General features: G+C 40.4%; 20 protein-coding genes, 3 pseudogenes and 1 riboswitch. Of the genes and pseudogenes, 10 read left to right on the top strand and 13 right to left on the bottom strand.

Annotated elements, in window-relative coordinates; genetic code table 11:
• Position 1: 1 nt before the first annotated feature.
• The 3 genes and pseudogenes from ACOT8F_RS11895 to map all read left to right on the top strand — a co-directional run bounded on the left by ACOT8F_RS11895 (position 2) and on the right by map (position 2,516).
• Positions 2–772 (top strand): thiazole synthase, encoded by a 771-nt coding sequence (locus tag ACOT8F_RS11895; RefSeq protein WP_421652127.1) that lies wholly within the window; start codon positions 2–4, stop codon positions 770–772.
• Positions 773–888: 116 nt separating this feature from the next.
• Positions 889–1,140 (top strand): annotated as a pseudogene (locus ACOT8F_RS11890) (TnsA endonuclease N-terminal domain-containing protein); the annotation flags it as partial.
• A 629-nt stretch (positions 1,141–1,769) separates the two neighbouring features.
• The gene (gene map / locus ACOT8F_RS11885) at positions 1,770–2,516 is read left to right on the top strand and encodes a type I methionyl aminopeptidase (RefSeq protein WP_421652126.1); all 747 of its coding nucleotides are present in this window, start codon (positions 1,770–1,772) and stop codon (positions 2,514–2,516) included.
• 404 nt (positions 2,517–2,920) lie between these two features.
• Here the strand turns inward: map and thiC are convergent, their stop codons facing one another.
• Together thiC and ACOT8F_RS11875 are read right to left on the bottom strand one after the other, a co-directional pair.
• On the bottom strand, positions 2,921–4,699 hold the full coding sequence (thiC, locus tag ACOT8F_RS11880; RefSeq protein ID WP_421652125.1) for a phosphomethylpyrimidine synthase ThiC: 1,779 nt from the start codon (positions 4,697–4,699) through the stop codon (positions 2,921–2,923).
• Positions 4,700–4,866: 167 nt separating this feature from the next.
• Positions 4,867–4,981: riboswitch (TPP riboswitch) on the bottom strand.
• Between the two features lie 509 nt (positions 4,982–5,490).
• Complete coding sequence (locus ACOT8F_RS11875) at positions 5,491–7,245, bottom strand: metallophosphoesterase family protein (protein ID WP_421652124.1); 1,755 nt, start codon at positions 7,243–7,245, stop codon at positions 5,491–5,493.
• A gap of 575 nt (positions 7,246–7,820) precedes the next feature.
• On the opposite strand from ACOT8F_RS11875, the gene ACOT8F_RS11870 reads away from it, so the two are divergent.
• The 3 genes from ACOT8F_RS11870 (at position 7,821) to ACOT8F_RS11860 (ending at position 10,635) form a co-directional block, all read left to right on the top strand.
• Positions 7,821–8,324, top strand: coding sequence for a DinB family protein (locus ACOT8F_RS11870; RefSeq protein ID WP_421652123.1), 504 nt, complete (start codon positions 7,821–7,823; stop codon positions 8,322–8,324).
• 846 nt (positions 8,325–9,170) lie between these two features.
• Positions 9,171–10,139 (top strand): sigma-70 family RNA polymerase sigma factor, encoded by a 969-nt coding sequence (locus tag ACOT8F_RS11865; protein WP_421652122.1) that lies wholly within the window; start codon positions 9,171–9,173, stop codon positions 10,137–10,139.
• A 67-nt stretch (positions 10,140–10,206) separates the two neighbouring features.
• Positions 10,207–10,635: an SRPBCC family protein gene (locus tag ACOT8F_RS11860; protein WP_421652121.1), complete on the top strand. Its 429-nt coding sequence runs from the start codon at positions 10,207–10,209 to the stop codon at positions 10,633–10,635.
• A 285-nt stretch (positions 10,636–10,920) separates the two neighbouring features.
• Here ACOT8F_RS11860 and ACOT8F_RS11855 read toward each other — a convergent pair whose 3' ends face one another.
• Together ACOT8F_RS11855 and ACOT8F_RS11850 are read right to left on the bottom strand one after the other, a co-directional pair.
• A complete protein-coding gene (locus ACOT8F_RS11855) occupies positions 10,921–12,309 on the bottom strand; it encodes a CitMHS family transporter (protein ID WP_421652189.1) in 1,389 nt (462 codons plus the stop codon).
• 157 nt (positions 12,310–12,466) lie between these two features.
• A complete protein-coding gene (locus tag ACOT8F_RS11850; RefSeq protein WP_421652120.1) occupies positions 12,467–12,847 on the bottom strand; it encodes a hypothetical protein in 381 nt (126 codons plus the stop codon).
• A gap of 241 nt (positions 12,848–13,088) precedes the next feature.
• Between ACOT8F_RS11850 and ACOT8F_RS11845 the strand changes: the two are divergent.
• Positions 13,089–13,590, top strand: a pseudogene (locus ACOT8F_RS11845) (L-lactate dehydrogenase); the annotation flags it as partial.
• Between the two features lie 71 nt (positions 13,591–13,661).
• Here ACOT8F_RS11845 and ACOT8F_RS11840 read toward each other — a convergent pair.
• The 5 genes and pseudogenes from ACOT8F_RS11840 to ACOT8F_RS11820 all read right to left on the bottom strand — a co-directional run bounded on the left by ACOT8F_RS11840 (position 13,662) and on the right by ACOT8F_RS11820 (position 16,782).
• The gene (locus ACOT8F_RS11840; protein WP_421652119.1) at positions 13,662–14,000 is read right to left on the bottom strand and encodes a hypothetical protein; all 339 of its coding nucleotides are present in this window, start codon (positions 13,998–14,000) and stop codon (positions 13,662–13,664) included.
• 3 nt (positions 14,001–14,003) lie between these two features.
• Positions 14,004–14,753, bottom strand: a complete 750-nt coding sequence (locus tag ACOT8F_RS11835) for a hypothetical protein (protein WP_421652118.1) — start codon at positions 14,751–14,753, stop codon at positions 14,004–14,006.
• Positions 14,754–14,854: 101 nt separating this feature from the next.
• Positions 14,855–15,611 (bottom strand): annotated as a pseudogene (locus ACOT8F_RS11830) (DUF6792 domain-containing protein).
• A gap of 61 nt (positions 15,612–15,672) precedes the next feature.
• Complete coding sequence (locus ACOT8F_RS11825) at positions 15,673–16,332, bottom strand: hypothetical protein (protein ID WP_421652117.1); 660 nt, start codon at positions 16,330–16,332, stop codon at positions 15,673–15,675.
• A gap of 264 nt (positions 16,333–16,596) precedes the next feature.
• Positions 16,597–16,782, bottom strand: a complete 186-nt coding sequence (locus ACOT8F_RS11820; RefSeq protein ID WP_421652116.1) for a hypothetical protein — start codon at positions 16,780–16,782, stop codon at positions 16,597–16,599.
• 362 nt (positions 16,783–17,144) lie between these two features.
• Between ACOT8F_RS11820 and ACOT8F_RS11815 the strand changes: the two genes are divergently transcribed.
• Positions 17,145–18,668: an FAD-dependent monooxygenase gene (locus ACOT8F_RS11815; RefSeq protein ID WP_421652115.1), complete on the top strand. Its 1,524-nt coding sequence runs from the start codon at positions 17,145–17,147 to the stop codon at positions 18,666–18,668.
• Between the two features lie 32 nt (positions 18,669–18,700).
• Here ACOT8F_RS11815 and ACOT8F_RS11810 read toward each other — a convergent pair whose 3' ends face one another.
• Positions 18,701–19,558, bottom strand: a complete 858-nt coding sequence (locus ACOT8F_RS11810) for a hypothetical protein (RefSeq protein ID WP_421652114.1) — start codon at positions 19,556–19,558, stop codon at positions 18,701–18,703.
• 170 nt (positions 19,559–19,728) lie between these two features.
• Here ACOT8F_RS11810 and ACOT8F_RS11805 point away from each other — a divergent pair, with 170 nt between their 5' ends.
• Both ACOT8F_RS11805 and ACOT8F_RS11800 read left to right on the top strand, forming a co-directional pair.
• Entirely contained in the window at positions 19,729–20,694 is a 966-nt protein-coding gene (locus ACOT8F_RS11805; RefSeq protein ID WP_421652113.1) for an FTR1 family iron permease, read from the top strand.
• 435 nt (positions 20,695–21,129) lie between these two features.
• Positions 21,130–22,077, top strand: a complete 948-nt coding sequence (locus tag ACOT8F_RS11800) for a GW dipeptide domain-containing protein (RefSeq protein ID WP_421652112.1) — start codon at positions 21,130–21,132, stop codon at positions 22,075–22,077.
• A 96-nt stretch (positions 22,078–22,173) separates the two neighbouring features.
• On the opposite strand, the gene ulaA is transcribed toward ACOT8F_RS11800, so the two are convergent.
• From ulaA to ACOT8F_RS11785, 3 genes are read right to left on the bottom strand one after another with little or no spacing between them, the layout of a single operon-like run.
• Positions 22,174–23,436 (bottom strand): PTS ascorbate transporter subunit IIC, encoded by a 1,263-nt coding sequence (gene ulaA, locus ACOT8F_RS11795; protein ID WP_421652110.1) that lies wholly within the window; start codon positions 23,434–23,436, stop codon positions 22,174–22,176.
• Positions 23,437–23,467: 31 nt separating this feature from the next.
• Entirely contained in the window at positions 23,468–23,737 is a 270-nt protein-coding gene (locus tag ACOT8F_RS11790; protein ID WP_421652109.1) for a PTS sugar transporter subunit IIB, read from the bottom strand.
• 13 nt (positions 23,738–23,750) lie between these two features.
• Entirely contained in the window at positions 23,751–25,862 is a 2,112-nt protein-coding gene (locus ACOT8F_RS11785) for a BglG family transcription antiterminator (RefSeq protein ID WP_421652107.1), read from the bottom strand.
• Positions 25,863–25,893: the final 31 nt, after the last annotated feature.

Here is a 25,893-nt window from a genome sequence, read left to right as displayed (position 1 = left end):
TATGCTGAAAATAGGCCCTTATTCTTTTCAATCAAGGCTGCTTTTAGGAACAGGCAAATACAGTGACTTTGACACTCAGAAAAAAGCAATTGACGCTTCTGAAACTGAAATTCTCACTTTTGCCGTACGGAGAATGGATATATTTGACCAGAGCCAGCCAAATCTTTTGGAAAAGCTTGATTTATCCAGATACTCGCTGCTGCCGAATACTGCCGGTGCCAAAAACGCAGAAGAGGCTGTCCGAATTGCCAGACTTGCCAAAGCATCGGGTCTTTGTACTATGATAAAGGTAGAAGTTATCGGGGATAATCAAACGCTTCTACCGGATCCAGTGGAAACTTTAAAAGCAAGCGAAAGGCTGCTGGAGGAAGGCTTTATCGTTCTTCCCTACACGTCCGATGATGTAGTGCTGGCTAAACGGCTGCAGGAGCTTGGCGTTCATGCCATTATGCCTGGGGCTTCACCGATCGGATCAGGAATGGGAATTATCAATCCGCTGAACCTCAGTTTTATCATTGAACAGGCGAAAGTTCCGGTTATTGTTGATGCAGGGATAGGAAGCCCTTCTGATGCAGCGCTTGCGATGCAAATGGGTGCAGACGGTGTTTTATTAAATACAGCTGTATCAAGTGCCGAAGATCCTGTCAAAATGGCAGAAGCGATGAAGCTTGCCATTGAGGCGGGCAGGCTAGGCTATGAAGCAGGCATCATTCAACGTAAACGCTATGCCAGTGCAAGCAGTCCGAAAGAAGGAATGAGTGTTGTTGACTAACCGCTATTCAAGACAAATTTTTTCTCCCATTGGGGAAAAAGTGTGGATTTAAAATAAAGTTGCGATGTTTATAAAAAAGATGCGAAGCTTTGCCCCTTTGGATATGATTATCTTTTGTGTCGAAAAGAAAAAGAACATCTAAAATCGATAAGTGGATTAAAGAGGGTCGAGGTACTGGCAGTGGGGCAGATTATCAGCCTTGGCTTAAAATTTAAGATGTTTCCTCATTAGGTCGGTCAACAAGATTAAAAAGGTATTAAAAACCGGCAGACAACATGAGTTTTTATCGGATTTGAAACTACTTTTATTTGACTGAATTTTCTGATGTTATTTTGGATATTCGTGAACAATTTCCTTTATTACCACAATAAGAGACGATTATCATGGAGGTTTTTTGTCCTTTATTTCGGTTCTATACCGTTCTAGCAGCATGCTAGATCGGTGATTTGAAATGTTGCCTTCTCGCCTTATTGGTGGGCATGGAGCCCCCATAAGCCGATCAATTCATCAGCTTCGCTTGAAAAGCCCCTACAAGTTCTGCTGCGCTTCAGCCGCGACTGTAGGGGCTTTTTAGTGGAATTAGTCAGCATCGGGCCGGCTATTCTAATCCGGTGCTGATCCCTTGGGGGATCGCGTTCGAACGGGTCACAATACTAATAATTTAAATCTGGTAATTGAAGAAAGGACAGAACCTTATTTTTTTCGTTTAATTAGATAAAAACCAAACAATATGACGAAAATAACAGCTACCCAAATATACCAATTCTTACAAATGCCCCTTTTGCTAATGTGAATGCCGCTGGTCTACAGGGGCTTTCGTCGGCGTTTGGCAGCACCTTTCTACTGATTGCGGGCATCGCTGCAGCCGGTGCCTTATTGAGCATTGCTTTGCGCGAGCCAAGTACCCATATTTAAGTTCACGGAGGGACATGAGGCTCTTTTTCGAGTATACTGGAATTAAATGTGGGTTATATTGCAAATACTGGAGGTTTAAAACTTGTCCATCGAATCAGAACACGATCTCATCGCTCTGCAGAGGATCGGCCGTATCGTCGCAATGGCCCGTGAAGAGATGCTGTCCTCTGTCCGGGCGGGAGTTACAACGGCAGAGCTCGACCGTATCGGCAAAAGGGTGCTGGATGAGCATGGAGCTATCTCCGCGCCTGATATCACCTACGGTTTTCCGGGAACAACCTGTATCTCCGTGAATGAGGTGGCTGCGCATGGCATTCCAGGCCCTCGGGTACTGGAGGAAGGGGACGTCGTTAATATTGATGTGTCGGCGGAGCTGGGCGGATATTATGCTGACACCGGGGCAACGATAGTGGTAGGAACCCGTTCGCCGCACAAGGAAAAGCTGTGTCAGAGCTCGCTTCGCGCGCTGCATCAGGGGCTTCAGAAGGCCAGGGCGGGTGCGAAGATCAGCGGCATTGGACGGGCGATTCACAACGAAGCCCGCAAGGACGGCTTCACCGTGATCCGCAATTTGTCCGGGCACGGCATTGGCCGGGAACTGCATGAGATGCCGGACAGTATTCTGAATTACTATGATCCGCGAGACAGCAGGCTGCTCACGAACGGACTGGTGCTCGCGGTGGAAACCTTTGTATCGGACGGAGCGGAATTTGTAGAAGAGAGCGCTGACGGTTGGGGGATGCTGCTGCCGGACCATCACTACGCCGCACAGTTTGAGCACACGATTGTCATTACCAAAGATAAGCCGCTCATTTTAACAGTGGTGTAAGAAAGCCATTGACGTTCGCAACGTCTTTGGCTTATTTTAGTTTTTAAACAAAGGCGTATGAGGGATGAGGTCTTACACGAACAAGCAGGGAGATAAGATTGAAGTAAAAAGAGCATTTAGAAACTGCAATTCGAATAAAAAAAGAATTACAGAAAATGTCGCCAGCTGACTGTATAAAAATCTATGAACAAAGGTGGGCAGGAAACAAATCCAGCCCCTTTGTTCACTTTATTGGTCAACATCTTTTGTATGAAGCTGTCACTTAACTTTTTGAAAATCCTGGTTCATCTTGTACAGTTCGCAATTTATTCCATTTCTATCGTTAGTTCGGTATTCTGCTTTACCGCTATTTGTGGTAAGGTTCTTCGTCATTCATTAAAATAAGGTTTTTCATTATCACTCTTTTATCGATAAATACTCGATCCCTTTTTAACAAATTCATCTGCCTTTTGTTTCATTCCTTCTTCTATTGAGATTTCCTCGCTTGTTCCTTTTTCAGCAGCTGTTCCCCGAATATCATGTGAAATTCTCATTGAACAGAATTTAGGCCCGCACATTGAACAAAAATGAGCTGTTTTTGCACCTTCTGCAGGAAGCGTTTCATCATGAAACTCTCTTGCACGTTCTGGATCAAGTGATAAATTAAATTGATCGTTCCAGCGAAACTCGAAGCGTGCTTTAGATAAAGAATTATCTCTAACTTGAGCACCTGGGTGGCCCTTCGCTAAATCGGCTGCATGCGATGCAATTTTATAAGCAATGACCCCATCGCGGACATCATCTTTATTTGGTAAGCCTAAATGCTCCTTTGGTGTCACATAACAAAGCATAGCCGTTCCAAACCAACCGATCATTGCAGCCCCAATAGCAGAGGTGATATGGTCATACCCGGGTGCAATATCCGTTGTTAAAGGTCCTAATGTATAAAATGGCGCTTCTTTACAAATCTCCATTTGCTTATCAACATTTTCTTTAATCATATGCATCGGCACATGCCCAGGGCCTTCGATCATAACCTGCACATCATGCTTCCACGCAATGGAAGTCAATTCTCCTAACGTTTCAAGCTCAGCAAATTGGGCTTCATCATTTGCATCCGCTATTGAACCTGGCCGCAGTCCATCTCCAAGTGAAACAGAAATGTCATATTGATTCAGGATTTCACATATTTCTTCAAAGTGAGTAAATAAAAAATTTTCTTTATGGTGAGCCAAACACCATTGGGCCATAATAGAACCGCCACGGGATACTATCCCAGTCGTACGTTTGACCGTTAATGGAATATACCGTAATAAAACACCAGCATGAATTGTAAAATAATCTACTCCTTGTTCAGCCTGTTCAATTAAGGTATCACGATACACTTCCCACGTTAAATCTTCAGCAATTCCATTCACCTTTTCAAGTGCCTGATAGATAGGTACTGTGCCAACAGGTACTGGGGAGTTTCGAATGATCCATTCTCTTGTTGTGTGGATATTTTTCCCTGTTGAAAGATCCATTATTGTGTCTGTTCCCCACCGAGCAGCCCATGTCATCTTTTCAACCTCTTGCTCAATAGAAGAAGTTACAGCTGAATTACCAATATTCGCATTTATTTTAACGTGAAAATTACGTCCAATAATCATTGGTTCACTTTCCGGATGATTAATATTCGCGGGAATGATCGCTCTTCCCCTTGCTACCTCTTCACGAACAAACTCCGGATTCATCTTCTCACGAATAGCAATGAATTCCATTTCAGGTGTAATAATTCCTTTTTTAGCGTAATGCATTTGTGTGACATTACATCTTTTTTTGGCACGTAATGGTGCTTTATTTATATTTGGGAACCATTCAAGATTGGCACGTACATCTCCTTCAAGGAATCCATTATCTTCTGGTTTTATCTCTCTTCCTTGATACTCCTCAACATCATCGCGTTCTAAAATCCAATTTTTGCGCAAAGGCGGCAGTCCTTTTCGAATATCTACTTTGTAATCTTGGTCTGTGTAAGGGCCACTCGTATCATATACATGAAGGGGAGCATTTTCTTCCTCTCCAAATGAAGTTTTTGTTCTACTGAGCTCGATTTCTCTCATAGGGACCTTTATATCAGGTTTGGAACCCTCGACATAAATTTTTTTACTTCCTGTAAATTGGGATTTTAATTCAATGTTCATTTCAGTTGGCTTTTTTTGCATGTAACTTCCTCCCTAAAATTGATAGATAAACGATCCTAGGAGCTACAGCATAGTCATTACAAGTTACCATTAGCTGGGTAAACAAGTAAATGAAAGGCAACAAAAAAGGTTCTGTATACACAGAACCTGAATATCGCCAAAAAGTAGCAGCGTACAAAAGACATTTGACGCCTTCACACCTACTTCCCTACGCTGGTATAATCCAGATCAGGTTCAAAGGGTCAAAGAATTTAAGTGCATTCTTTTCTCAGCCCAAGCCATTGGACACCCCTAGTAGAGCAATTAAACAAAGATATTATGCTTTGTTGTTAAAAATAACATAGTTTTTAGTAATAAGAAAGCCTATTTAAAAATTCCTTTATTCATGAAAATTCACCAGCATAATGCGTGTAGAAAATGGGAGGTGCTTATTTCTTTTCCGCTAGACAATTTTTTTGCCTAAATCAAAAAAGAAGAATTGAAGAAATATCATTATGTTGTTTACTGGCTTTGGAAGAAAATTGAGGATGAAGAAACTAGGGAAATTAAGAAATTCGCCAAACCGTTTAATGGGAAATCAATAAACAGTGCACAGGCCTTACCAGCAAGCGCAATGACGAAATTTACAATCATAATCCAATTGAAAAAATGGAAAAAAACTAAAGTTTTTATTTATTAAAAGGCAGGCATCGAGCCTGCCAAAAAAGTTGCTAAAGCAGCCCTCAAGCATTTGCTTAAGCAAATGCTTTATAGAAAAAAGGCTCAACCGCAGATACGATTGAACCTTAATAAAAATTTTGTCGACGAATTGGTTAAGAAGACACCGTAATCTTCTGTGAACTGTTTGCAGGAATAGTAATTTGTACATCCATGCCTTGTTTGTCATCATTCATATCAATTTGTTGCAGCGACCCCGCTGTCGTTGTGTAAGTACCCTTTTTCATATAAAACGGTACGTGTAAAGTTATTGGACGGTTAAGGCGATTGGAAACAGTTGCGGTTTGGGTGGTAGCCGTTCCATCATTAGGAGAGCTGTACTCTGTCTCAAACGACATAACACCGTCGGTCGTATTTCCATTCTGATAAATAGGCTGCGAACGGTCAGGACTCTCGTATATATAGGAAGAATCAAGGCTGCCGTTGTTCATCTGGAAAGTCCGATATCCTATCCATGGTTTCCCGGTTAATTCAACTGCAGTCGTCGTAGCATATAAAATATTGTCCTGCTTGGTAATATTATCAACATGCGTATGTCCATGCAGGCCAACCTGCATATTATATTGCTTCATTAAATCGATAACCTGCTGGGCACCTTCACCATGCCACAATTGATCGTATTTCAGTCCGAGTTTCTCACCCAAAGCCAGATTTGCAGGTGTCTGAGGATCGTGCTGGAGGTCATATTCTTTCCAGTACTGCTGTACTTCGGGATCAGTGTCTGGCCACTTATCACGATCACGGAAGATCGGGTTATTGTGTGCCAGCAATCCTCGCAGCTGTCCTGCCTGTGCAGTTTGTGCATTATTCGCCAGATCTTCTTTCATCCACTGCAGCTGTTCGCTTCTCACTTGACCGCCCCACGTTGGAACAGATACTGTTCCGGTACCGCTGCGGTCAACTTTATCCCAGTCAAAGGTATTAAGCCCAACAAAATGAGCATATGGTCCATAATCAAATGAAAAATATTGCGGTCCAAAATAATTGTGCCAATATTTCAATCCATCTGTTAGGGTAGCGTCTTGTGCGTATCCATCATGGTTGCCTGGAACGATATAAACAGGTACATTCAGCTGCTTCAGCATCCGGTACACTTCTTCATATTCATATTGATACTCTTTCGGATTCATCTGTCCGAACATTAAATCTCCTGTAAGCACAACAAAATCTGGTTTTTGTAAATTAACTTCGCGAATTGTTTTTTGTAGATACAGCCATCGCTTATTCGGATCGGGATCCCAGAAACCAGCTTCCGTAGCATTTGCCGGATCATTTTCGTTACGCGGTGAACCTACATGAATATCAGTAAGGTCAAGAAAGGAAAAATTCTTTTTTAAATCTTTTACCACTTTTACTGAATGAGCCTGATTATCTGTCACTGTCGAACCGCCAGCGGTATATGCAACTTTAAGATCGTAAAGCTCCTCCGGTACATTTGTAGGGATGTTTACTGTTACATCATAAACAGTGCCGTCTTTTTCCCAATAGGAAGAACTCGGCTTAGAAGAAACAACAGGAAGAGAATATTCATTTTTAACCGGGGTTTGCTCCAGGCTGCCCAGGTTAATTTTCCATCCACTTGGAGACTTGCCATGTGTATCTACTTTAATAGTAAGTTGTGTTCCCTGCTTTTTAATGGCAGGTGTCGATAAAAGAGGATAAATAATATTATTTATTTTTTTACCTCCTGTAAATGAAGACTGGAACTGTGAATAATGAGTAGTGTTCCCGATTCCTCCATCCTGTGAACCTGCGACAGCACCATGAGTAATTTGAGGGAATACAAGATAAAAAGCCAAGGACGAAAGAACCAAGAAACGTAAATACCTAAATCGATTCTGATTGTGCATTTGCTATCACCCTTTCTTAGTTGCTACAACCAGTGTATCTTGCTTTTATGTAGCCTCTATTAAAAAAGGATTTCATATTTTAACAATTCTATTAATATTGTTATTTTTTTGTGCAAACAGACTAACCGAAAATTCATCATTTCTTTCATCAAGAAAAATGCGTAGAGTCTTTCTATTTGTAGATCAACTAATCGGTGAAGGGCTATTAATTACTTGAATGAAAAACCAATTCTTTAGTAAAAAAAAGGCGATATAAAAATTAACGGGTTCCGTTATCTATCGCAAACATTAAAAATGTAAGGAAAATGACTATCAAAATGTATATTAATTTGATAGTCATTTTTTATTGATATAGAGCCATTTCTATATAATTTGCACTGAAATTTTCATAGGAAAATGTATATCAAATTGTCAGGGTACAATGGATAGTGTACCTATACAAGTACGTATACATTTTTATTTACAAAATAACGGTACAATTTTGATTAAGAAGGAATATTGGAATATGAGAACAAATGTTTTATAATGAATTTTGAGTAATATATTGTAAAATAATTGAAAATGGAGGATTATTTATGTATGTAACAATTTCCGATTTTATCAAAGAATGGAATAAAGAAGCCATACTTACTCAAAAAGTTTTAGATGGCTTGACAGATGATTCATTAAAACAACAAGTTTATCCTGAAGGACGTACTTTGGGTAGAATTTTGTGGCATTTCACCACAAATGTTCCAAATTATTTAAACAAATTTGTTGTTAAAATGGATAAGGTTGAAAATGCTGAAAATGTTCCGACAACAGCAAAAGAAATCGCTGAAACTTTCAAAAAGGTAAGTGCTCAAGCAGCCGAGGCTATTGAACAACAATGGACAGATGGCTCTTTGAAACAAATTCAAATTGCGTTCGGAAGAGAAGAAACAAATGCTTCAATTCTGATGGGCTTAATTAAACATATTGTTCATCATCGTGGACAAGCTACAATTCTTATTAGACAAGCAGGATTAAAACCATTCGGGGTATACGGACCACCGAAAGAGGATTGGATTCCTTTAGGAATGGGCAATCCACCACTTTAATATTATTGTGTTATAAAGCTTTTGGAAATAAATAAAAAGCAATGGATCTTGTTCAATGAGAACGGAGCTTTATTTAATTTACAAAATAGAGTACAAAATGTGGTACAAATAGTCGTATAAATTTGATTACATTTTTGTAATTAATTGAAGCTTTTGCGATAGGAAACGGAACCTGTTAGGGTTAACCCCTTCTCTTTTTCCTTACGTTATTGGGTATTAGCCTTATTGGGGGCATCGAGCCCCCATAAGCCGACCAATTCAGCAGCTTCGCCCTGAATTGAAAAGCACCTACAAGTCTGCTGCGCTTCAGCCGCGACTGTAGGGGCTTTCTAGTGGAATAGTCGGCATCGAGCCGGCTATTCTAATCCGGTGCTGATCCCTTGGGGGATCGCGTTCGAACGGGTCACAATACTAACAATTAAAATCTGGTAAGTGAAGAAAGGACAGAACCTTATTTTTTTCGTTTAGTTAGATAAAAACCAAACAATATGACGAAAATAACAGCTACCCAAATGTACCAATTCATACAAATGCCCCTCTTGCTAATTATTTTTGTATGACTCCTAATGACCGTTCATACCAAAGATCGGTTCATTATGTTATGTGCCCCACTCCGTATTAAATAATTAAATTTTATAGACGACTAATATCTTTGTATTTGATGCATCATTGGTAAACTGAATGTCCACAACCATTGTGTTGTTTTGCTTAAACCAAAGGTTAGCCTCTTCTTCACTGTTGAAAATTATCATTTGATGAAGGATATTTCAGAAAAATGTGGAATCTCTTCTCTTAATCTATCATTTTACATCTGGTGGTGTGTGGAAAAGTTAGAAGGAGGCCCAAATGAACGAAACTGCACTGGAGCATGCTCTAGAACTTCAGTTATTTGACCGATTGAAGCCGGAGTTAACATCGTTCTGTTATAGAATGCTAGGATCGATCGAAGACGCAGACGATGCCGTTCAGGAAACCTTTATTCGTGTTTGGCAAAGTTGGAACTCATTCAGACAGGAATCCTCTTACAAAACATGGGTCTATCGGATTGCTTCAAATATATGCCTGGACAAGCTAAGACAAGCTAAACGCCGCACTCGTCCCGTTGACTTTTCCGACCCCGAGGCATCAATTATCGCACCCAGCGAAACGTTGCCTGACTCATCCTGGATCTGGCCTGCGCCCGCATTTTCGGAAAATCCGGAAGAAATACTCATTCGAAAAGATACCCTTCAACTCTGTTTTATTACACTCTTGCAAATCTTGCCTCTACGTCAACGTGCAGTTCTCATATTGAAGGACGTATTTGAGTGGTCCTCCAAACAGATTGCAGAAACGTTAGGATTGTCACCAGCAGCAGTTAACAGCGCCTTGCAAAGAGCCACAGAAACGATGGATCGAGCGAAACTCCGTTCCGAAGAATACAGCTTGATGGATGTCGAGCCTGATCAAGAACTGCTCTCACGGTATGTGGAAGCTTTTGAACGATTTGATATCCATGCACTTGTAGCCTTGTTTCATGAAGAAGGCCATATGTCTATGCCGCCTTTTCCTATGTGGGTATGCGGCAAGGACGATTTGTTCAAGTTTTTTTCGCTTACACGCTGGCATTGTGACGGGTCCCGGTTTTTGCCGACTACGGTGAATGGCGGTTACCCTGCTTTTGCGCAATATGTGCCGAGCAGCGACAAAACCTGCTTGGTTCCCTGGGGAATTCACGTCATTGTAATGAAAGACAAGAAGATATTCCACATCCAAAATTTTATCAACACAAAATTATTTTCCCGATTTGGACTTCCTGAACAATTAGACCGATGAATATTGCAATCGGATTTCGTCTAAATAAATGAGAATCAAAAACAATAATTGAGTGAGGTGCTTCAAAATGGAAACAAGTAATCAAAAAACGAGAGTAACCGTCCAGGCAGTCATTCAAGCGCCAGTAGAAAAAGTATGGAGGTATTGGTCTGAACCGGAACACATCGCGAAGTGGAATCAGGCTTCAGAGACATGGCACTCGCCAAGAGTGGAAAATGATTTGCGGGTTGGCGGCAAGTTTCTTACAAGGATGGAAGCGAAAGACGGCAGCATGGGCTTTGATTTCGGCGGGGTATATGATGTAGTGAAGCAGCATGAGCAAATTTCATACACACTGGGAGATGGGAGAAAAGTGGATATCACCTTCGTCAATCAAGGAAATGAAACGAAGGTCGTTGAAATTTTTGATGCTGAAAGCACCCATTCCATTGAAATGCAGCAGGCGGGCTGGCAAGCGATTATGGACAATTTCAAAAGATATTCAGAAGTATTTTAATTATCAATCCAAATTCTGAGATGATTGAAATGGTATTGACCTGTTTTACGATTCGGAAGACAAAGGGAAAAATAATTGAAATAAAAGGGGCTTATTGGACAGCCCCTTTCCTTATTAAAGTACAGTTTCTTCATCCTTGTTTCCTTCTTCACCTAAAGTTTCTCCACGCCAATGGGGTAAAATAACCGAATATAAGAGGGAGGCAGCCGTTTTGGCTGCCTTTTTCATGGATCACCACACAAAAAAAGATAGGAGAGGCATCAGGCCTGTTCCTATCTTTTGTACTTAAAACGGGATAACGGATAAACCGAGAGCTACGAGTATCATTACACCCGTTGCACCACAGGCCCATTTCAGAAAGCCTCTCTGAAGGTCTCCGAAGTCTTCGCCCACCATTCCGACTAATAGATAAGTAGATGGTACCAAAGGGCTTAATAGATGGACCGGCAATCCTAAAAGGGAAGCACGTCCGATCATGGCTGGATCAATGCCGTATCCGGCAGCGGCTTTAGCGAGCAGTGGAAGCATCCCGTAATAAAAGGCATCATTGGACATGAAAAAGGTAAAAGGTGCAGAGATTATGGCTGTAATAAGCGCAAAATGGGAGCCTAGTCCATCAGGTATGTGAGTAATCATGGAGTTTGCCATCGCATCCACCATTTTTGTACCGGAAAGGATACCTGTGAAAATACCTGCAGCAAATACCATCGTGACAACAGATAAAGCATTATCAGCATAGTTCGCAAGTCGTTCTTTTTGGTCACGGAGTTTAGGATAGTTCATTGTAATCGCGATTGCAAAGCCTACCATAAATAATACTGTTGTCGGCAAAAGTTCTTTGATCAAGGCAACAAGAAGCAGGATGGTCAACAGATAGTTCACCAAGATCAGTTTTGGACGCTTTAAGCTGACCGCGTCAGCATCAATGGCAGCCGCCTGCATGGCCATCGTGCTGTAATCAATTTCCGCTATACCGATGCGTTTGCGCTCTTTTTTTCCCAGAACATAGGACATGAACAGGACAAATATGACTCCTCCGATCATGGATGGGATGACGGGAGTAAAGATATCAGACATTTCCAGTTTTAAGGCGGTCATGGCTCTGGCTGTAGGTCCGCCCCAAGGCAGGAGGTTCATGACCCCTGAAGCGGAAACAGCGATTCCTGCCAGGATGAGCGGCCTCATCCCGATTCTTTTGTACAAAGGGAGCATGGCTGAGATGGTAATCATGTACGTTGTTGTACCGTCGCCGTCTAAAGAAATCAATAGAGCGAGCACTGCGGTACCGATGGCGATCTTTACAGGATCTCCTTTTGCAACTTTTAAAATGCTTGAGATAATGGGATCAAATACACCGGCATCAATCATAATGCCAAAGAAAAGAATGGCAAACAGGATCATGATCCCTGTAGGCGCTACACTTTTTATGCCCTCAAGCGCCATCGTTCCGATCTCTTTGCCGAATCCGATCGCCTGTACTTTCGTATCTCTTATTTGGTTAAAGACAACGGAATTCTGAACATGGAGGATCTGCGTTTCGCTTTTGACCATCTCAATGGCCTGTTGATATTCCCCAAGCTGCAAGAGACCATAAAGCACGTATAGTTTATTGGTAAACTCATGGGTTTGCGAGCGAAGATCTTCGGAATACCGTTTTACTTCAGAGAGGGTAATGATAAAGACAACAACAATGTTAATGGGGATAATAATAATGAAAAATCGAATTAAACTGAGGGAGTTAAATTGGATAAATCATCATAATGATATGTAAACCCATTGTTCAATGAAAAAGAGCTGCTCTACAGCAACTCTAAAAAATTTTAGTTTCGATTTACTTCTTAACCACATTTTCTTTTGGTATTTCTTCAGTCATTTTTTGATCATTTTCTTTTTCCGGCAGTTCTCTTCTTATGGGAAATCCCCAAGGATTAAACTGACGTCTCCTGGCATTCTCTTCTATATTAATATTTGCATCTCTTTTTTCAGTTTTAATGTTTGTATCCTTATTTTCTTCTTTTACTTCACCAATCAGCTTCTCATCATTTGCTTCAATTGGGAGTTGTCTTCGAATTGGAAATCCCCAAGGGTCACGCTCCTGTTTTTGTTCAGGGTCACGCTCCTGTTTTTGTTCATCTGCAAAAATAACCTGATTGGCTTTTACAATTAATTTGTCAACGTTGAGTACCTGTTCTTTCCGTTTTTTAGATGGCATAAAAGAATTTGCCCTCCTTTCCTATAAACGTCTAGTCTTTTTTATCGTATGTAGCGGAATTTTAGAAGTATAGACTAATTCATTACATATCTTATTTTTTTGGGTTTTGGATATTCCAGCTTAGATGAAGTTGAGTTACATTTGAAAACTGTAATTTCTTTTTGTATCATTTTTCATTCTCCATAAAAGTCAAATTGAAAAACAAAACCTGGAAAGTCCTGTGTCTGTAAAGGTTAAATTCTTCCTGTACTTCTTAGGCGAGTATTTTGATATTGCGCCTACAAACATTCATGCGTACATCATAGGAGAACATGGCGACAGTGAGCCTCCTTTATACAGTTCAGCTATGCTGGCGGAGTGCCGGTCTTAACGAGAATAGAACGTGATACGCAATATTCCCTTCAGGATCCTGATGAACTTTTTGTGAGTGTCAGAGATGCGGCCTATCAGATTATTAAAGCCAAAGGAGCCACATATTACGGCATTGCAATGGGGCTTGTCCGGATAACAAAAGCCATTTTGCATAATGAAAATGCTGTATTAACGGTGTCTGCCCATTTAAGCGGGGAGTACGGGGAAGAAGATGTGTATATTGGTGTTCCTGCTGTCATCAACAGGAGAGGGATCAGGGAAGTTGTGGAGCTAATCTTGAATGATGAAATGAAGAACAGGGTAAGTTTGCGGAAAGTGCAGCCGTATTGAAAGGGACGCTTACTCCGCATTTTGGGGAAGTGGCTCAGTGAACCTTAAAGGGTGTTTAAATAGAAAAATTTCTGTTAAAAAGCTGCAAAATGCAGCTTTTTCATTTGTTCCATTATGCTAAACCAGGTGTATTAATAGAAGTCGAATAAGTTAATTGGTAGTCCCTTTTGTGCATTTCTTCAATAAAATTCGTGAGGTTATTTACATGCTGGAAGGTAAGAGGATATTTGTTGATGGAGTTTAGCTGGCTGATTTTATCGTATTTGGTGAGAAAATCATCCAATGATTGAATAAAGGCACCTGATTGGGCAGTAAGGTGTCCTTTTGCAAGGCAAACTGTTTCTGTCGCTTGTTTATTTTGCTCCAGCAAATGTTTGACGTGATTGGCGCATTCCTTTTGAAAATTTTCATCTTTAAAGGGAAACATATAAGTCCCATTTTCAGCCGTCATTTGTTACGCACCCCGCAATTCGGATTTCATCCCGTTGATGAGTGAAGCCAGCTCGTCATCTTTTTCGAACATTTTTTCTACATTAGCTACATACTTTGTCAATAAGCTTCTGAGATGCTTGACTTCGTTTTCAATGCCTGCGATAAGGTCCTCAATTGGCTGAGTAACGCTTGCAGGCACCTTATCAAATAGCATATCAAATTGCACACTTTCTGCCGTTCTTTCTTCACCAATAAATGACCAGAATCCCTTATCTTTCCCGACTTCAACCATAAAAGCACCAGGATTTGATTCTTTGTCAATGATTTTTTGAAGAAGTTTCTTTTTGTATTCATCCTGAATATCCGGAATTCCCTCATTAAGGTACTGTTTCAAACTTTTAAGAACCTTTTCTTTATCACTTAAACCTAGCTGGCATTGAGCCAAAAACGAATAGAGCATAGCAGGATTAAGCTTTATTTCTTCTCCTGAAATGACATCGGTGGCTACATAAACGGTGTTCAGGTTATAGGCTTCTTGTGAATACAATTCAGCTAATAACTCCAAACTGTGCAACCCCACTTGCCCTTTGCTTCCATAAATGGAACCTGTTTGATAGGCTAATCCAGGACTGGTCAGAAGCATGCCTAATACACCGGCTCCTGATATAAGTCCTGCACTCCCAGCCAAAATTTTTCCGTCAGCAGTTGATGTGATGATACCAAAAGCTTCTTTCGTATTGGCAATCGCATTTTCCACCCCGGATAACCCCATATTTTGATCTGCCCATTTCAAGCTGTTTAAAAGACCTGAAACCCCTAAATTATAACGAAGTTCATCTAACTTAAGAGGCAGAAAATAATCAGCTATTGACGCTAGGGGGTAGGTTCCTGCATCGGGAAAATCAGGTGTGTTTGGGTCGCCCAAAACAGTGATTTTGTGTCCAATGTATAACTTGCCCATAAAGTTTTGTTGTGGAGAGGTTCACCTTTTACACGGGTATGGCTGATTTTTGGGATTTCTGAACCGTAGTATTCTTTGGCGTATTTGATTAGGTTTTTTTCTGAAATAGTTTCGATATCATTTAAACCTGTATGCTTAAAGATAAACCCTGCAAAATTCCGATCAAACTTATACATCTGATAAACATTTATAGGAGCATCATTTAAACCTCTAATATTATCAAAACCCTTTGTATAAAGAGCCAAGCCAACCACATTTCCGCCGCCTAAGGAATATCCATCTCCATATTTTTTTATTTCGATGTTACCATTAATAGTTCTATTTTTTATGTCTTTTTGTACATTCTTATACATTTTTTTGGCATCATTTAATTGATCAAAAGAAGAACCTGCTCCAATTCCAGCAGCATCTGCCCAAACGTCGTTAAAATCTTGAGGTTCAGTTCCTTTAAATAAATAGTAAACTTCATTAATTTTTTTTATCATAGAAATGGATAGCAGCACCATCAAAACCGGATTTTTTTCCAATATTTAGTTCTGTATTTTTGTAAAGTTTAAAATTAGGTATTTCTGAATCATGCAATTTTAGTTCTTTTGTAATAACATCCTTTATTGATTTTTCGGTAATTCCTTCTTTGCTGTCTAATTTTGTATTTTGCACCAATATCATTAGTTTGTTTCTTACATTATCATTCAAGTAGGGTTTACTTTTCATATCTTATCTCCTAATTTTATTTTTGGGAGAATTTAATACTTTGAGCAAGTTTTTCTACAAAGTTCATTTGATCAGAATAGTCGTAACTGCATTTTTTCCCTTCAAAGCAGACTGTTGAATAGTCTATTTTTATAGTTCGGTTTGAATTTTTATCAATTATAAAAGCAGCAATCATATTTGGCCCATTTTTTTGAGGATCTTTTCTTTTTTCATTTATTTCAAAATCTGTGTTCGTTGCTGCTGTATAAATTAATTTATCTGAGAATTCTTTCTTTATTATTTGCTGATTATACGCTACATCTCTTAGTGTTTCTTTTGCTTTTTCATCATTAATTTTCTCATCATTGTAATATAGAATTTGTAAAGTATTCACATAATCTTTGGAAACACTCTTATCAGTAGTTGCATTCCAAAGTTCCATATAATTTTTGTGAACCTCATAAGAACTAGGGCTATTATTAATATGGAATTTTTCGGGGAATAGCATCGTATACTGATCAATCTTCGAAGTAAACTTATAAAATCCATCCTCCGTCTTACTCTTCTCATCAATAAATTCCCGTGTAAATTTACTTTGTTCTGCAGCGGATTTTCCTTGGTTCATGGCATTCACGACGACAAACCCTCCTACTCCAATAAACAAAATAATGGCCAAACCAAAAAGGGCTCTTTTCAAGAAGCTCACACCTTTACGTTTACTTATTCCAGTTCAAATTATATCACCTGGCCTCCTCCGTAAATGTCTTTTATGTAAATCAATACCATTTCCTTACAGCATTTACCCTTTTGGCACAGGGGGGAACGGGTTTAAAGAACTATTTTACAGAAACCTTCCATCTTATAACCTATAATAGGGGGGTCCAAGATCTAAAAAATTGATTCATTCAATTTTGAACTTAAAAAAGACAGGTCTCAGCCTGTCCCTATATCCCATATGAAATTACCTTACAGGTTCCTTTTCATTCCTTCTTTTAAAGAAATCATTCACAAACATAAGTGGAAGTGAAATTGCTGTCCCAATAAGAAGTACCTGAAATCCTTGAGGATTTGCATGCACGAGAGAATACAATAGACTAACCCAGACCATGACGAGAAGCAGCATATGAAAGTAATGATATTTTGTCATTTTCTGCACCGCCTTCATGTAATATTTCTTGCTGGTTTTAGTTCCGTTAGTTTTTCATTTCCTGTTTAATACCTTATTTCCTTCAGAATTATGTTAATAAACCTGAAAAGTCAGATATATGAAATTCGCACGATTGTTGTACAAAAATATCCAGTAAAGCAGGGAATAGGAACGTCAAGTCAAATAAAAAAGAAGGACTATAACCCGAAGGAGTTAAGTGAATGATCAAAAATACGAAAACAAAACGGTTCTGCTTCCTGACAATGACAGGGATAATGAAAAAGAGATGGAACAGATGATCAGCATTTTATTTAATGGATTAAACCATTCTAAATAAACTTTATGATGAAGGAGAATGCGAGATGAAACCTCAAGTATTAATTGTCGGTGCCGGACCAACTGGACTTGTTTTAGCGCTTCGCCTTGCAAGGCACAGAGTGCCATTCCGGATTATTGAAAAACACTCAGGGCCGGGTGAAGCATCACGGGCGCTTGTCGTGCATGCTCGTACACTTGAATTTTATCAGCAGATGGGCTTTGCGGAGGAAATAGTCAATAGAGGGATTAAAATCAATGCGATTCATTATCGTAAGGGGATTGATGAAAAGGCTGAAATTAACTTTTTGGATCTCGGAAAAGGTTTGAGCCCTTTCCCTTTTGCACTCAGCTATCCGCAGGATGATCATGAAAAGCTGCTCACTGAAAAACTCGCAGCCGCGGGAGTAGAAATTGAGTGGAATACAGAACTGATTTCCTATAAAGATGATGGTGAGCGGATTCAAGCGGTTATTAAGAAAAACGGAAAGGAAGAGACTTCTGAATTTGCGTACCTGTGCGGATGTGATGGAGCTCACAGTACGGTTCGGAAGGGACTTGATTTAAAGTTTCCAGGCGGGACATACGAGCAGTTATTCTTCGTAGCTGACGTAGAAGCTGATATAGGCAATGCTTCTCAAAACACGCTGAATGTCTATTTGGATTCTGAAGTATTTTATCTGTACATGCCTGTGAGAAGCTCCGGAATGGAGCGGATTGTCGGTATAATACCAGCTGAGCTGAGCGGCAGGGAGTCTATTCAGTTTACTGATTTTCAGACGTTGATTGAAAAAAGGACAGGAATAAAAGTAAAGCATGTCAACTGGTTTTCTACCTATAAAGTGCATCATCGGGTAAGCGAGCATTTTAGCAGAGGACGGGTTTTTATTGCGGGCGATGCAGGGCACATTCACAGCCCGGCAGGCGGTCAGGGGATGAACACAGGTATTGGCGATGCGGTCAACTTATCCTGGAAGCTTGCAGCGGTGCTGCTTGGGAAAGCGGATGAATCGATTCTGCCATCCTATGAAGAAGAGAGACTTGCTTTTGCAAAAACACTCATTTCTTCGACAGATAAAGCATTCACAAATATTATTGGCAATGACCCGACAAGCCGGCTGCTGCGGACAGTCGTCATTCCTCATATTGCGCCCTTTTTGCTCAATCATTCTTCTGCTGCAAGGAAGGCAGCCTTTAATGCTGTTTCTCAAACACGGATCAATTACCGGGACAGTGAAATAAGTGAAGGGACCTCAAACAAAATTCATGGAGGAGACCGGCTTCCTTGGACTAAAACAAAGCACGGGGATAATTTCGAGCCGCTTCAGTCGATGGACTGGCAAATTCATGTATATGGCGAAGCGAAGGAGTCACTGAAGGAATGTGCAGCGGATTCTAACATTTCGCTTCATGAATTTCCTTGGGCTGAAGGAATGGGAGATACAGGATTGAAACGAAATTCGCTTTACTTAATTCGTCCTGATGGATATATTGCATTGACTGAAGCGGGGCAGGATGTTGGGAAACTGAGGCAATACCTTTCTAAATTTAAGATTTCTTCTATTAAATAAAGTAAAGCCAGGGCATTAGCCTGGCTTTTTTGTCATTTAATAGAGGTAATCACCTTCAAGGCGCTGACAGGATCCTCTGTCTGCGGCTTCGCTTCATATACTTCTTCGCTGCTTTGCCAAATAGCTGAATTTGCTTTTTTCTTAAAGTCTGCGAGGATTCTTCCAAACTGATGAGGAATTGGAAGAGAATTGAACTCCAGGTAAGTCACCATCTTTTTAGCGTTCGATTGCAAATCTACCTGATCCTGGGTGCTTGCTTCCATGCTCATGTACCATCTGCCTTCATTCCACGTTAAGTACTGGGAACCTGCTGCTCCTTCCATTAATCCTTTAATGCTGTGTCCTAAATCTGTATTTTGCTGAGATACTTTTTGGTAGCCGATTTTCGGCTCAGCCGTTTTGGATGAATCGTATTTCGTGCCTGTTAAGATGACGAGACGGCTGCTTGAGCCAAGCTTATTTAATGCCTTATCGTTTAGCTGGAGAGGTTTATCGGCTTCGAAGATGATTACACTGTATCCTCCAGGTTTATAATCGATGGCAGCACTATAATATTTCTTCGTTTTTGGCAAATAAGAAGGCATTTTGTAAGGAATATTAGATTTTATTTTTGCTGTAATGTCTTTTTTCAGTTTTGCTAAAGAGGTGTATCCCTGCATATTTTGATTGGATTGGGAAGCGCCAGAAGAAGAATGGTTGTTTTCCGATCCAGATTGAGAAGTCTGATCTTCAGGCTGATTGGCAGCGGGCTTTGAAGTGTTATTTTCCGAAGGCTTTTGTTCGGATGAATTTGCATTCTGCCCCGAACTCGTTTTGTTATCATTTGAAGTACAGCCGCCTAGGATCAATGCCGGAACAAGAAGCAAGGAGGCAGCTACCTTTTTATTCATTATTAAAACTCCTTTTTTTGGTATTTGTTTATCTATACCCAATGGGCTGAAGAAAAGAACCAGAATCATCCATTGTATTAATTTCTAACTTTTTGACCTTGACTGCTGGAACATTTACAAGATACAATTGATAAAGATTATCATTATCACCATAATTGGAGTCGATACATATGACCAGAAATATAATAAATCTAAAGAACAGTCTGATCGCCATCGGCATACTTATTGTGCTAGGGGTTATCGTTTGGCAGGGGATCTATTTTCAAGGTAATCCCGATCCGGAAGCGAAGAATATTTCCCCGGGAGCAGCGATCATTAATACTTCCATTCTTGTCTTCAGAGAAGGTTTGGAAGCAGTTTTAGTCTTATCCGCTATCATTTCCGGTTTGGTACGCAAAAAACAGGATAGTTATTGGAAGCCGATTTCTGCGGGTGCAGGAGTATCTTTTTTAGCAACAATTTTGACCTGGTTTATCGTAGTTGGTATCATTTCAGCTGTTAATACGTCGCAGCTTAATATCCAGGCAGCTACAGGGATTTTGGCTGTCGTGGTTCTCATGATCATTATGAACTGGTTCTTTCATAAAATTTATTGGACGGGCTGGATCAGTCTGCATAATCGAAAAAAGCAGAAGCTGACAGGAAACAAAAAGGAGAACGTCCAAACCACTGCTTTTTGGTCACTGTTCTTATTAGGTCTAACCTCTGTTTACCGGGAAGGATTTGAGGTTGTTCTTTTTCTTCAAAACTTAAGGTTAAAGGCAGGTTCACTTGTTGTCTTGCAGGGAGCATTAATTGGGCTTGGATTAACGTTGATTGTAGGAGTTCTGACGTTCCTGGCACAGCGGAAGCTGCCTCATAAAAAAATGCTGGTATTTACTGGGGGACTTCTGGTAGTTGTTTTAGCTGTAATGGTTGGTGAAACTGTCCAGGAAATGCAGCTGGCTGGCTGGATTAGCACAACGGAAATAAATGTACATATACCTGATTGGGCAAGCGTATGGTTCTGTATTTTCCCTAATGTAGAATCACTGGCATCGCAGGCCGTTTCTGTCATTTATGTACTGGGCTCCTATTATGCCGCACGTTATCTTACGAAAAAGAAAGCAATGAAACAGCTTTCTACAACAGCATAAAAATAGAAAAGAGAGCAGGCGATTATGTCTGCTCTCTTTTCTATTTCGATAATTTACACAGAAACCTTTAATACGCCCTGGCTTTGAAACCGGGGCATTTCTTATTTTTAGAAAAGCTTTATCTTCTCTTTCTTCCCCCCCAATGAGTCGAAATGACTCAAATGTTTCCTTTTTAAATCTAATCTTTCTTACAAATAATTTTCGATAATTTTCCTATTCATACCCTCTAATAACAATATATTGTAAGTTTTATAAGTCTATTTCATTACATTTAACAACTACTTAAAACCTATATCATTTATACTGCAGTATCTATTTTCCTATTTTTCTTTTTGGAGATATAAATAGCTTTTTATCCGTTTTCTTTGGTGATATGCTAGTACGAGATTACGAAATTATTAATAATATTACAGAAGTATTACGGAGGGAAATTCCTTGAGAAAAATCAGTACCATCCTTTTATCTGTTTTAACCTTAGTCCTTATGCTCGCTGTGTCAGATGCAAAGGCATCCGCAGCCTCAGAACCTTTCTTCGGCAGAACACTTTCAACTGAGAACATTTACAAAGGTGCTACCGATAAATATCCTGTAGCAGGCTCTGCAAAAAGCAGCGAGGAGCTTCTTGTTCTTTCTTCATTCACAAACAGTGCCGGAGAAAGCTGGTACCGTGTGCGTTCCAAAAACGTTACAGGCTGGGTTCTATCTTCAAAGGTAAAAAGCTATGGCATCAATGGGGTTGAAGTAACCTCTTCAGGAACAAGCGCCGCTGTTCGTAAAGGTGCTGAGGATTCCTATTCAGGAAACAGCACACTGTCCTCTTTTGAAACGGCTTTTGTCATTGATTCCATTGTAAATAAAAAAGGCGAAAAATGGGTTCGCGTAACAAACTTTTTAACAGGCAGTATTGAAACAGGATGGCTAAGGCTTGATAATATTAAACCTGTATCAATCAAAACAAATATCAGCACAAAGATCGTTTATCCTAATATGGGTGTCTCTTCAACATCAACGCTTAATGACGCTAAGGACTACCTGAAATATGGGGCTCCGGTCCGTATTATCGGAGCGTTTGACAATACGGGCAACGAATTCCCGAATGTGAAAATTGCCTATGGAACCAATTTCTCTAAAACAGGCTGGATCGGCTATGTGTTCACCCAGCACGCTTACCGCGATGCCATTGGTGAATCATTTGATTTGCCAGCTGCCTCAATGATCAAATCAAGTGCTGCTGATTCTTCCCGCACTGCAGCTTCCTTGAAAGAAGGCAGCAAGGTTACTGTTCTTGATGTTTACGTTAATGAGTCTTCCTTCTGGCTTAGAGTACAAGCCTCTTCTGGAGTAAAAGGCTGGCTGAAAATTCCTAATGAATATTTAAACTAATTGAGACGTTTCAAAAAAAGCAGCGGGCTTCCGCTGCTTTTTTTGAATTCTGTATCAGGTCTATCTCACCAATTGTCCATCAGCAAGAATCTATTGCTACGTAAACAGCCGAACCAAATAAGAAAGCAATATCCCGACAATGCCAAAGTCAGAATCTCCAAATGTAGTGCCCTCAAAACCAAGCGAACCTAAAACTGGAAGCAGTAAGGCAGGCAGGAAGGAGATTAATAGTCCGTTTACAAATGCTCCTATCACGGCACCTCTTCTTCCACCCGTAGCGTTTCCAAATACTCCTGCAGCGGCGCCTGTGAAAAAGTGAGGGATTAGTCCAGGAATAATAATTTTTAAACCGAGTGCCGGAAGGATAAACATGGACACTATGCCTGCGATAAAGCTAGATAAAAAGCCGATGATGACAGCATTTGGAGCAAACGGAAAGACAGCTGGCACATCAAGTGCAGGCTTTGCTTCTTTTACTACTTTGTCCGCAATTCCTTTGAAGGCAGGAACAATCTCCGCAATTAACATCCGAACCCCTGCTAAGATGATGTATACCCCTGCTGCAAATGTAATGGCCTGCATAAAGGAAAAGACAAGGAAGTTCGTTCCTCCGCTAAGCTTTGCTTCCACAAAGCTTTTGCCTGCCAAAGGAGAGACAATTAAAAAGAGGATTGTCATGGTTAAACTCATGGCTACAGATGTATCCCGCAAAAAGCCAAGGGATTTTGGCACCTTAATATCCTCGGTTGACTTCGATTTGTTTCCCGCTCTTTTAGCGACAAAGGCTGAAGCGAAGTAGCCAAAGGATCCGAAATGGCCGACTGCAATGGTGTCATTTCCTGTAATTTTCCTCACATACGGCTGAAGGATGGCTGGCATCAGAACCATAAGAGCCCCTAAAATGAGAGAGCCGATGATGACGAGCGGAATTCCCGTAATCCCGCCGGTTGAAAATACGGCAGAAAGCAGGCATGCCATAAACAGGGTATGATGACCAGTCAGGAAAATATATTTGAACGGAGTAAATCTTGCAATCAGAATGTTTACAATCATCCCAAACAGCATGATCATGGCTGTTTCTGTTCCAAGGGTTTTTTGGGCTATGGCAACAATCGCTTCATTATTCGGGATAATCCCCTGAATACTGAAAGCTTTCTCAAACATTTTTCCGAAGATATCGAGTGAACCAATGAGGATTGTTGCACCAGATCCAAGAATGACAAACCCCATAATTGTTTTCAGCGTTCCTGAAATGGTGTCTGCTATATTTTTCTTCTGAAGAAGCAGTCCGGCTAAAGCAAATAAACCTACTAGTATGGCTGGGGTCCCCAGCACATCTTTCATAATAAAATCGATCATCCTAATCCATCCCCTTTATATAACTGCCCTTTTATTGAAGATGTTTCTCCAGTACAATTCTAAGCTCGTTATTATCAAGAATATTGGTCAATCCTTCAACTGTTCTGGTACCATCATCCAATGATTCGACCAAATCCTTTGAGCCTAAATACAAATCTGCCTTTTCTGATTTGCTGGTTGTTAAATCAGTATGAGAGACTTCTGCCTGAACACCTAATTCATTCAGGATCGACTTTACGTTCATTTCAACAATAAAACTGCTTCCAAGTCCATTTCCGCAAACTACTAATATCTTTTTCATCTCTTATTTCCTCCTATTTGGTTGAATATTTTTGAATGACCTGTAAAACCTCATCTGCCGTTTCAGCCTGAATCAGCCTGTCAATATTGCCAGGTTCTGAAAGCATGGATGAGAATTGCGACAATGCTTTTAAATGGGTATCGTTGTCAATGGCTGCCAGCACAAACAAAAGATTAACCTTGTGCTCTGGTTTTTCTGAAAAGGCACAGCCTTCCTTTATCCGCAGAAAACTCATCCCGATTTTTTTTACTCCGTCTTCCGGGCGGGCATGCGGCAATGCGATTTTTGGAGCAATGACAACATAGGGGCCGAGTTTTTCTACATTTTCTATCATGGCATCAACATAGCTTTCTTCAACACTTCCGCTTTCTAAAAGAGGCGCAGCTCCAAGCCGGATAGCATCCTTCCAGTTATCTACACAATCGCAAAACTGGATGGTTTCCTGAGTTAAAATTTCATGTAACATTGGTTTCTTCCTCTTCTCTTTTTTGGCATTCTGATTTGTTCTTAAGTAACGGGCCAGCTCTTCCTGCAGTCCTTTTTCATCGGTAATGACGGAATGTTTTTTAATGATGGTCATCAATGCTCCGATTTTATCCAGTTCTAGATTATCTGAAGATGGCTTAATGTGAGAAAGGAGGTTTGTTTTATCTTCATGGCTTAAAATAGGACTTACAGTGAAAACAGGGACGTTGTGTTCCTCAATTTGGGTCGTGGTGATGACAAGATCGATTTGATTAAGGCTGCTGGTTTCATATTCTCTTTTTGTCATTACCTTGACGATATCAAGGGAAGGAATCAAACCTTCCAGCTGCTTTTGAAGGATTCGGGATGTTCCGACTCCGCTGGCACAAACAACAGCTGCTTTTTTCCGTGTATCTACTGTAACGCCTTCTTCTTCAATCCAGCCCCCGAAGTGCATCGCCATATAGGCTATTTCGTCCTTTGAAATTTCTTTCCCAAGAATTTGTTCAAAGTGATGGACCACCTTTTCTGTCAGCACGTATATGTCTTGGTATTTCGTTTTAATGAGAGAAGACAGCGGGTTCTTCATCTCAATCCCATACTTGATCCGATAGTAAGCAGGCTTTAAATGGAGAAATAAGTTTTTCTCCAGTTCAGTTCTTTTTTCAAAAAGAACACATGCATAGGCTTCAAAGTCATCAACCATTTGGCTGATCACTCTCTTTAAATTAACAGTCTCTTGATCATTTTCCGGATCGCTTTCGTACCTGCTGATATTGCTGCCAAGAAGGTAGGTAGCCATGTAATAAATTTCATCTTCCGGAATCTTTAATGAGTAAACGCTTTCAAATTTATGGCAGATCGTTTTAGCTGCTGAAAATTCTCTCGATTGGCCAATGACCTCTTTTTCAACTGTATCCATAGATACAAATTTACCTTGAGAAATACGTTTCATAAGGGAAACAATGTGAACGCTCAAGCTGCTGATCACATCATCCGTATATCTGACACCAATGACTTGTTCTGCTTCATTCAAAAGGTGCGTAATCTCTGCCGTATTTAACGCAGGAAAGATCGTTTGGGCAGTCTGACCGGTCTCCTTCATGCTTGGCTGATTTTCTCCTATTAACTGCTTCCAGCCAGGATGGTTCATCAGCTCTGTCAAACAGGATGCCAGCAAGGCTCGTTTTTCTTGCTCTGAACCTGAGATACTGTATCCATTCTGCTTATGAAAAGTAAGTTTTACGTTGTAATTCTCAAGCAATTTCTTAATTTGCCTAATATCCATTAGCATTGTACTTCGGCTGACCTGGAACCTTTCCAGAAATGTCTCCAAACAAATCCGGGTGTCCCTCGTCAGAATCATGACCGCTGCCAAAATCCGTCTCTCTTCTGGAGAGTATTCATAGGCATGCAACATGGCGTTTTGTTCAAATGTGTTTCGAATTTTTGCCCGTGTTTCATCATCCAAATAAAAGCCTGCAGAACGCACATAAATCAGAGGTTCAAAACCATTGGCTTGTAACCAGTCATTAATTTTCTCTACATCGTAATAAACGGTCCGCTTTGAAATATTTAAATCCTCCATAATTTCAGAAGCGGGAATATAACGTGGTGCTAAGGCTATTTTTCTCAAAATCTGCGATGAACGATAATCCAATGGAATAGGTGCCCTCCTTCCCAGCAGCAGA

Origin of the sequence: Chryseobacillus diguaensis (genome assembly GCF_049220665.1) — a bacterium.
Taxonomy (GTDB): Bacteria; Bacillota; Bacilli; order Bacillales; family Bacillaceae; genus Metabacillus_B.
This window is presented reverse-complemented; position numbering and strand designations above follow the sequence as displayed.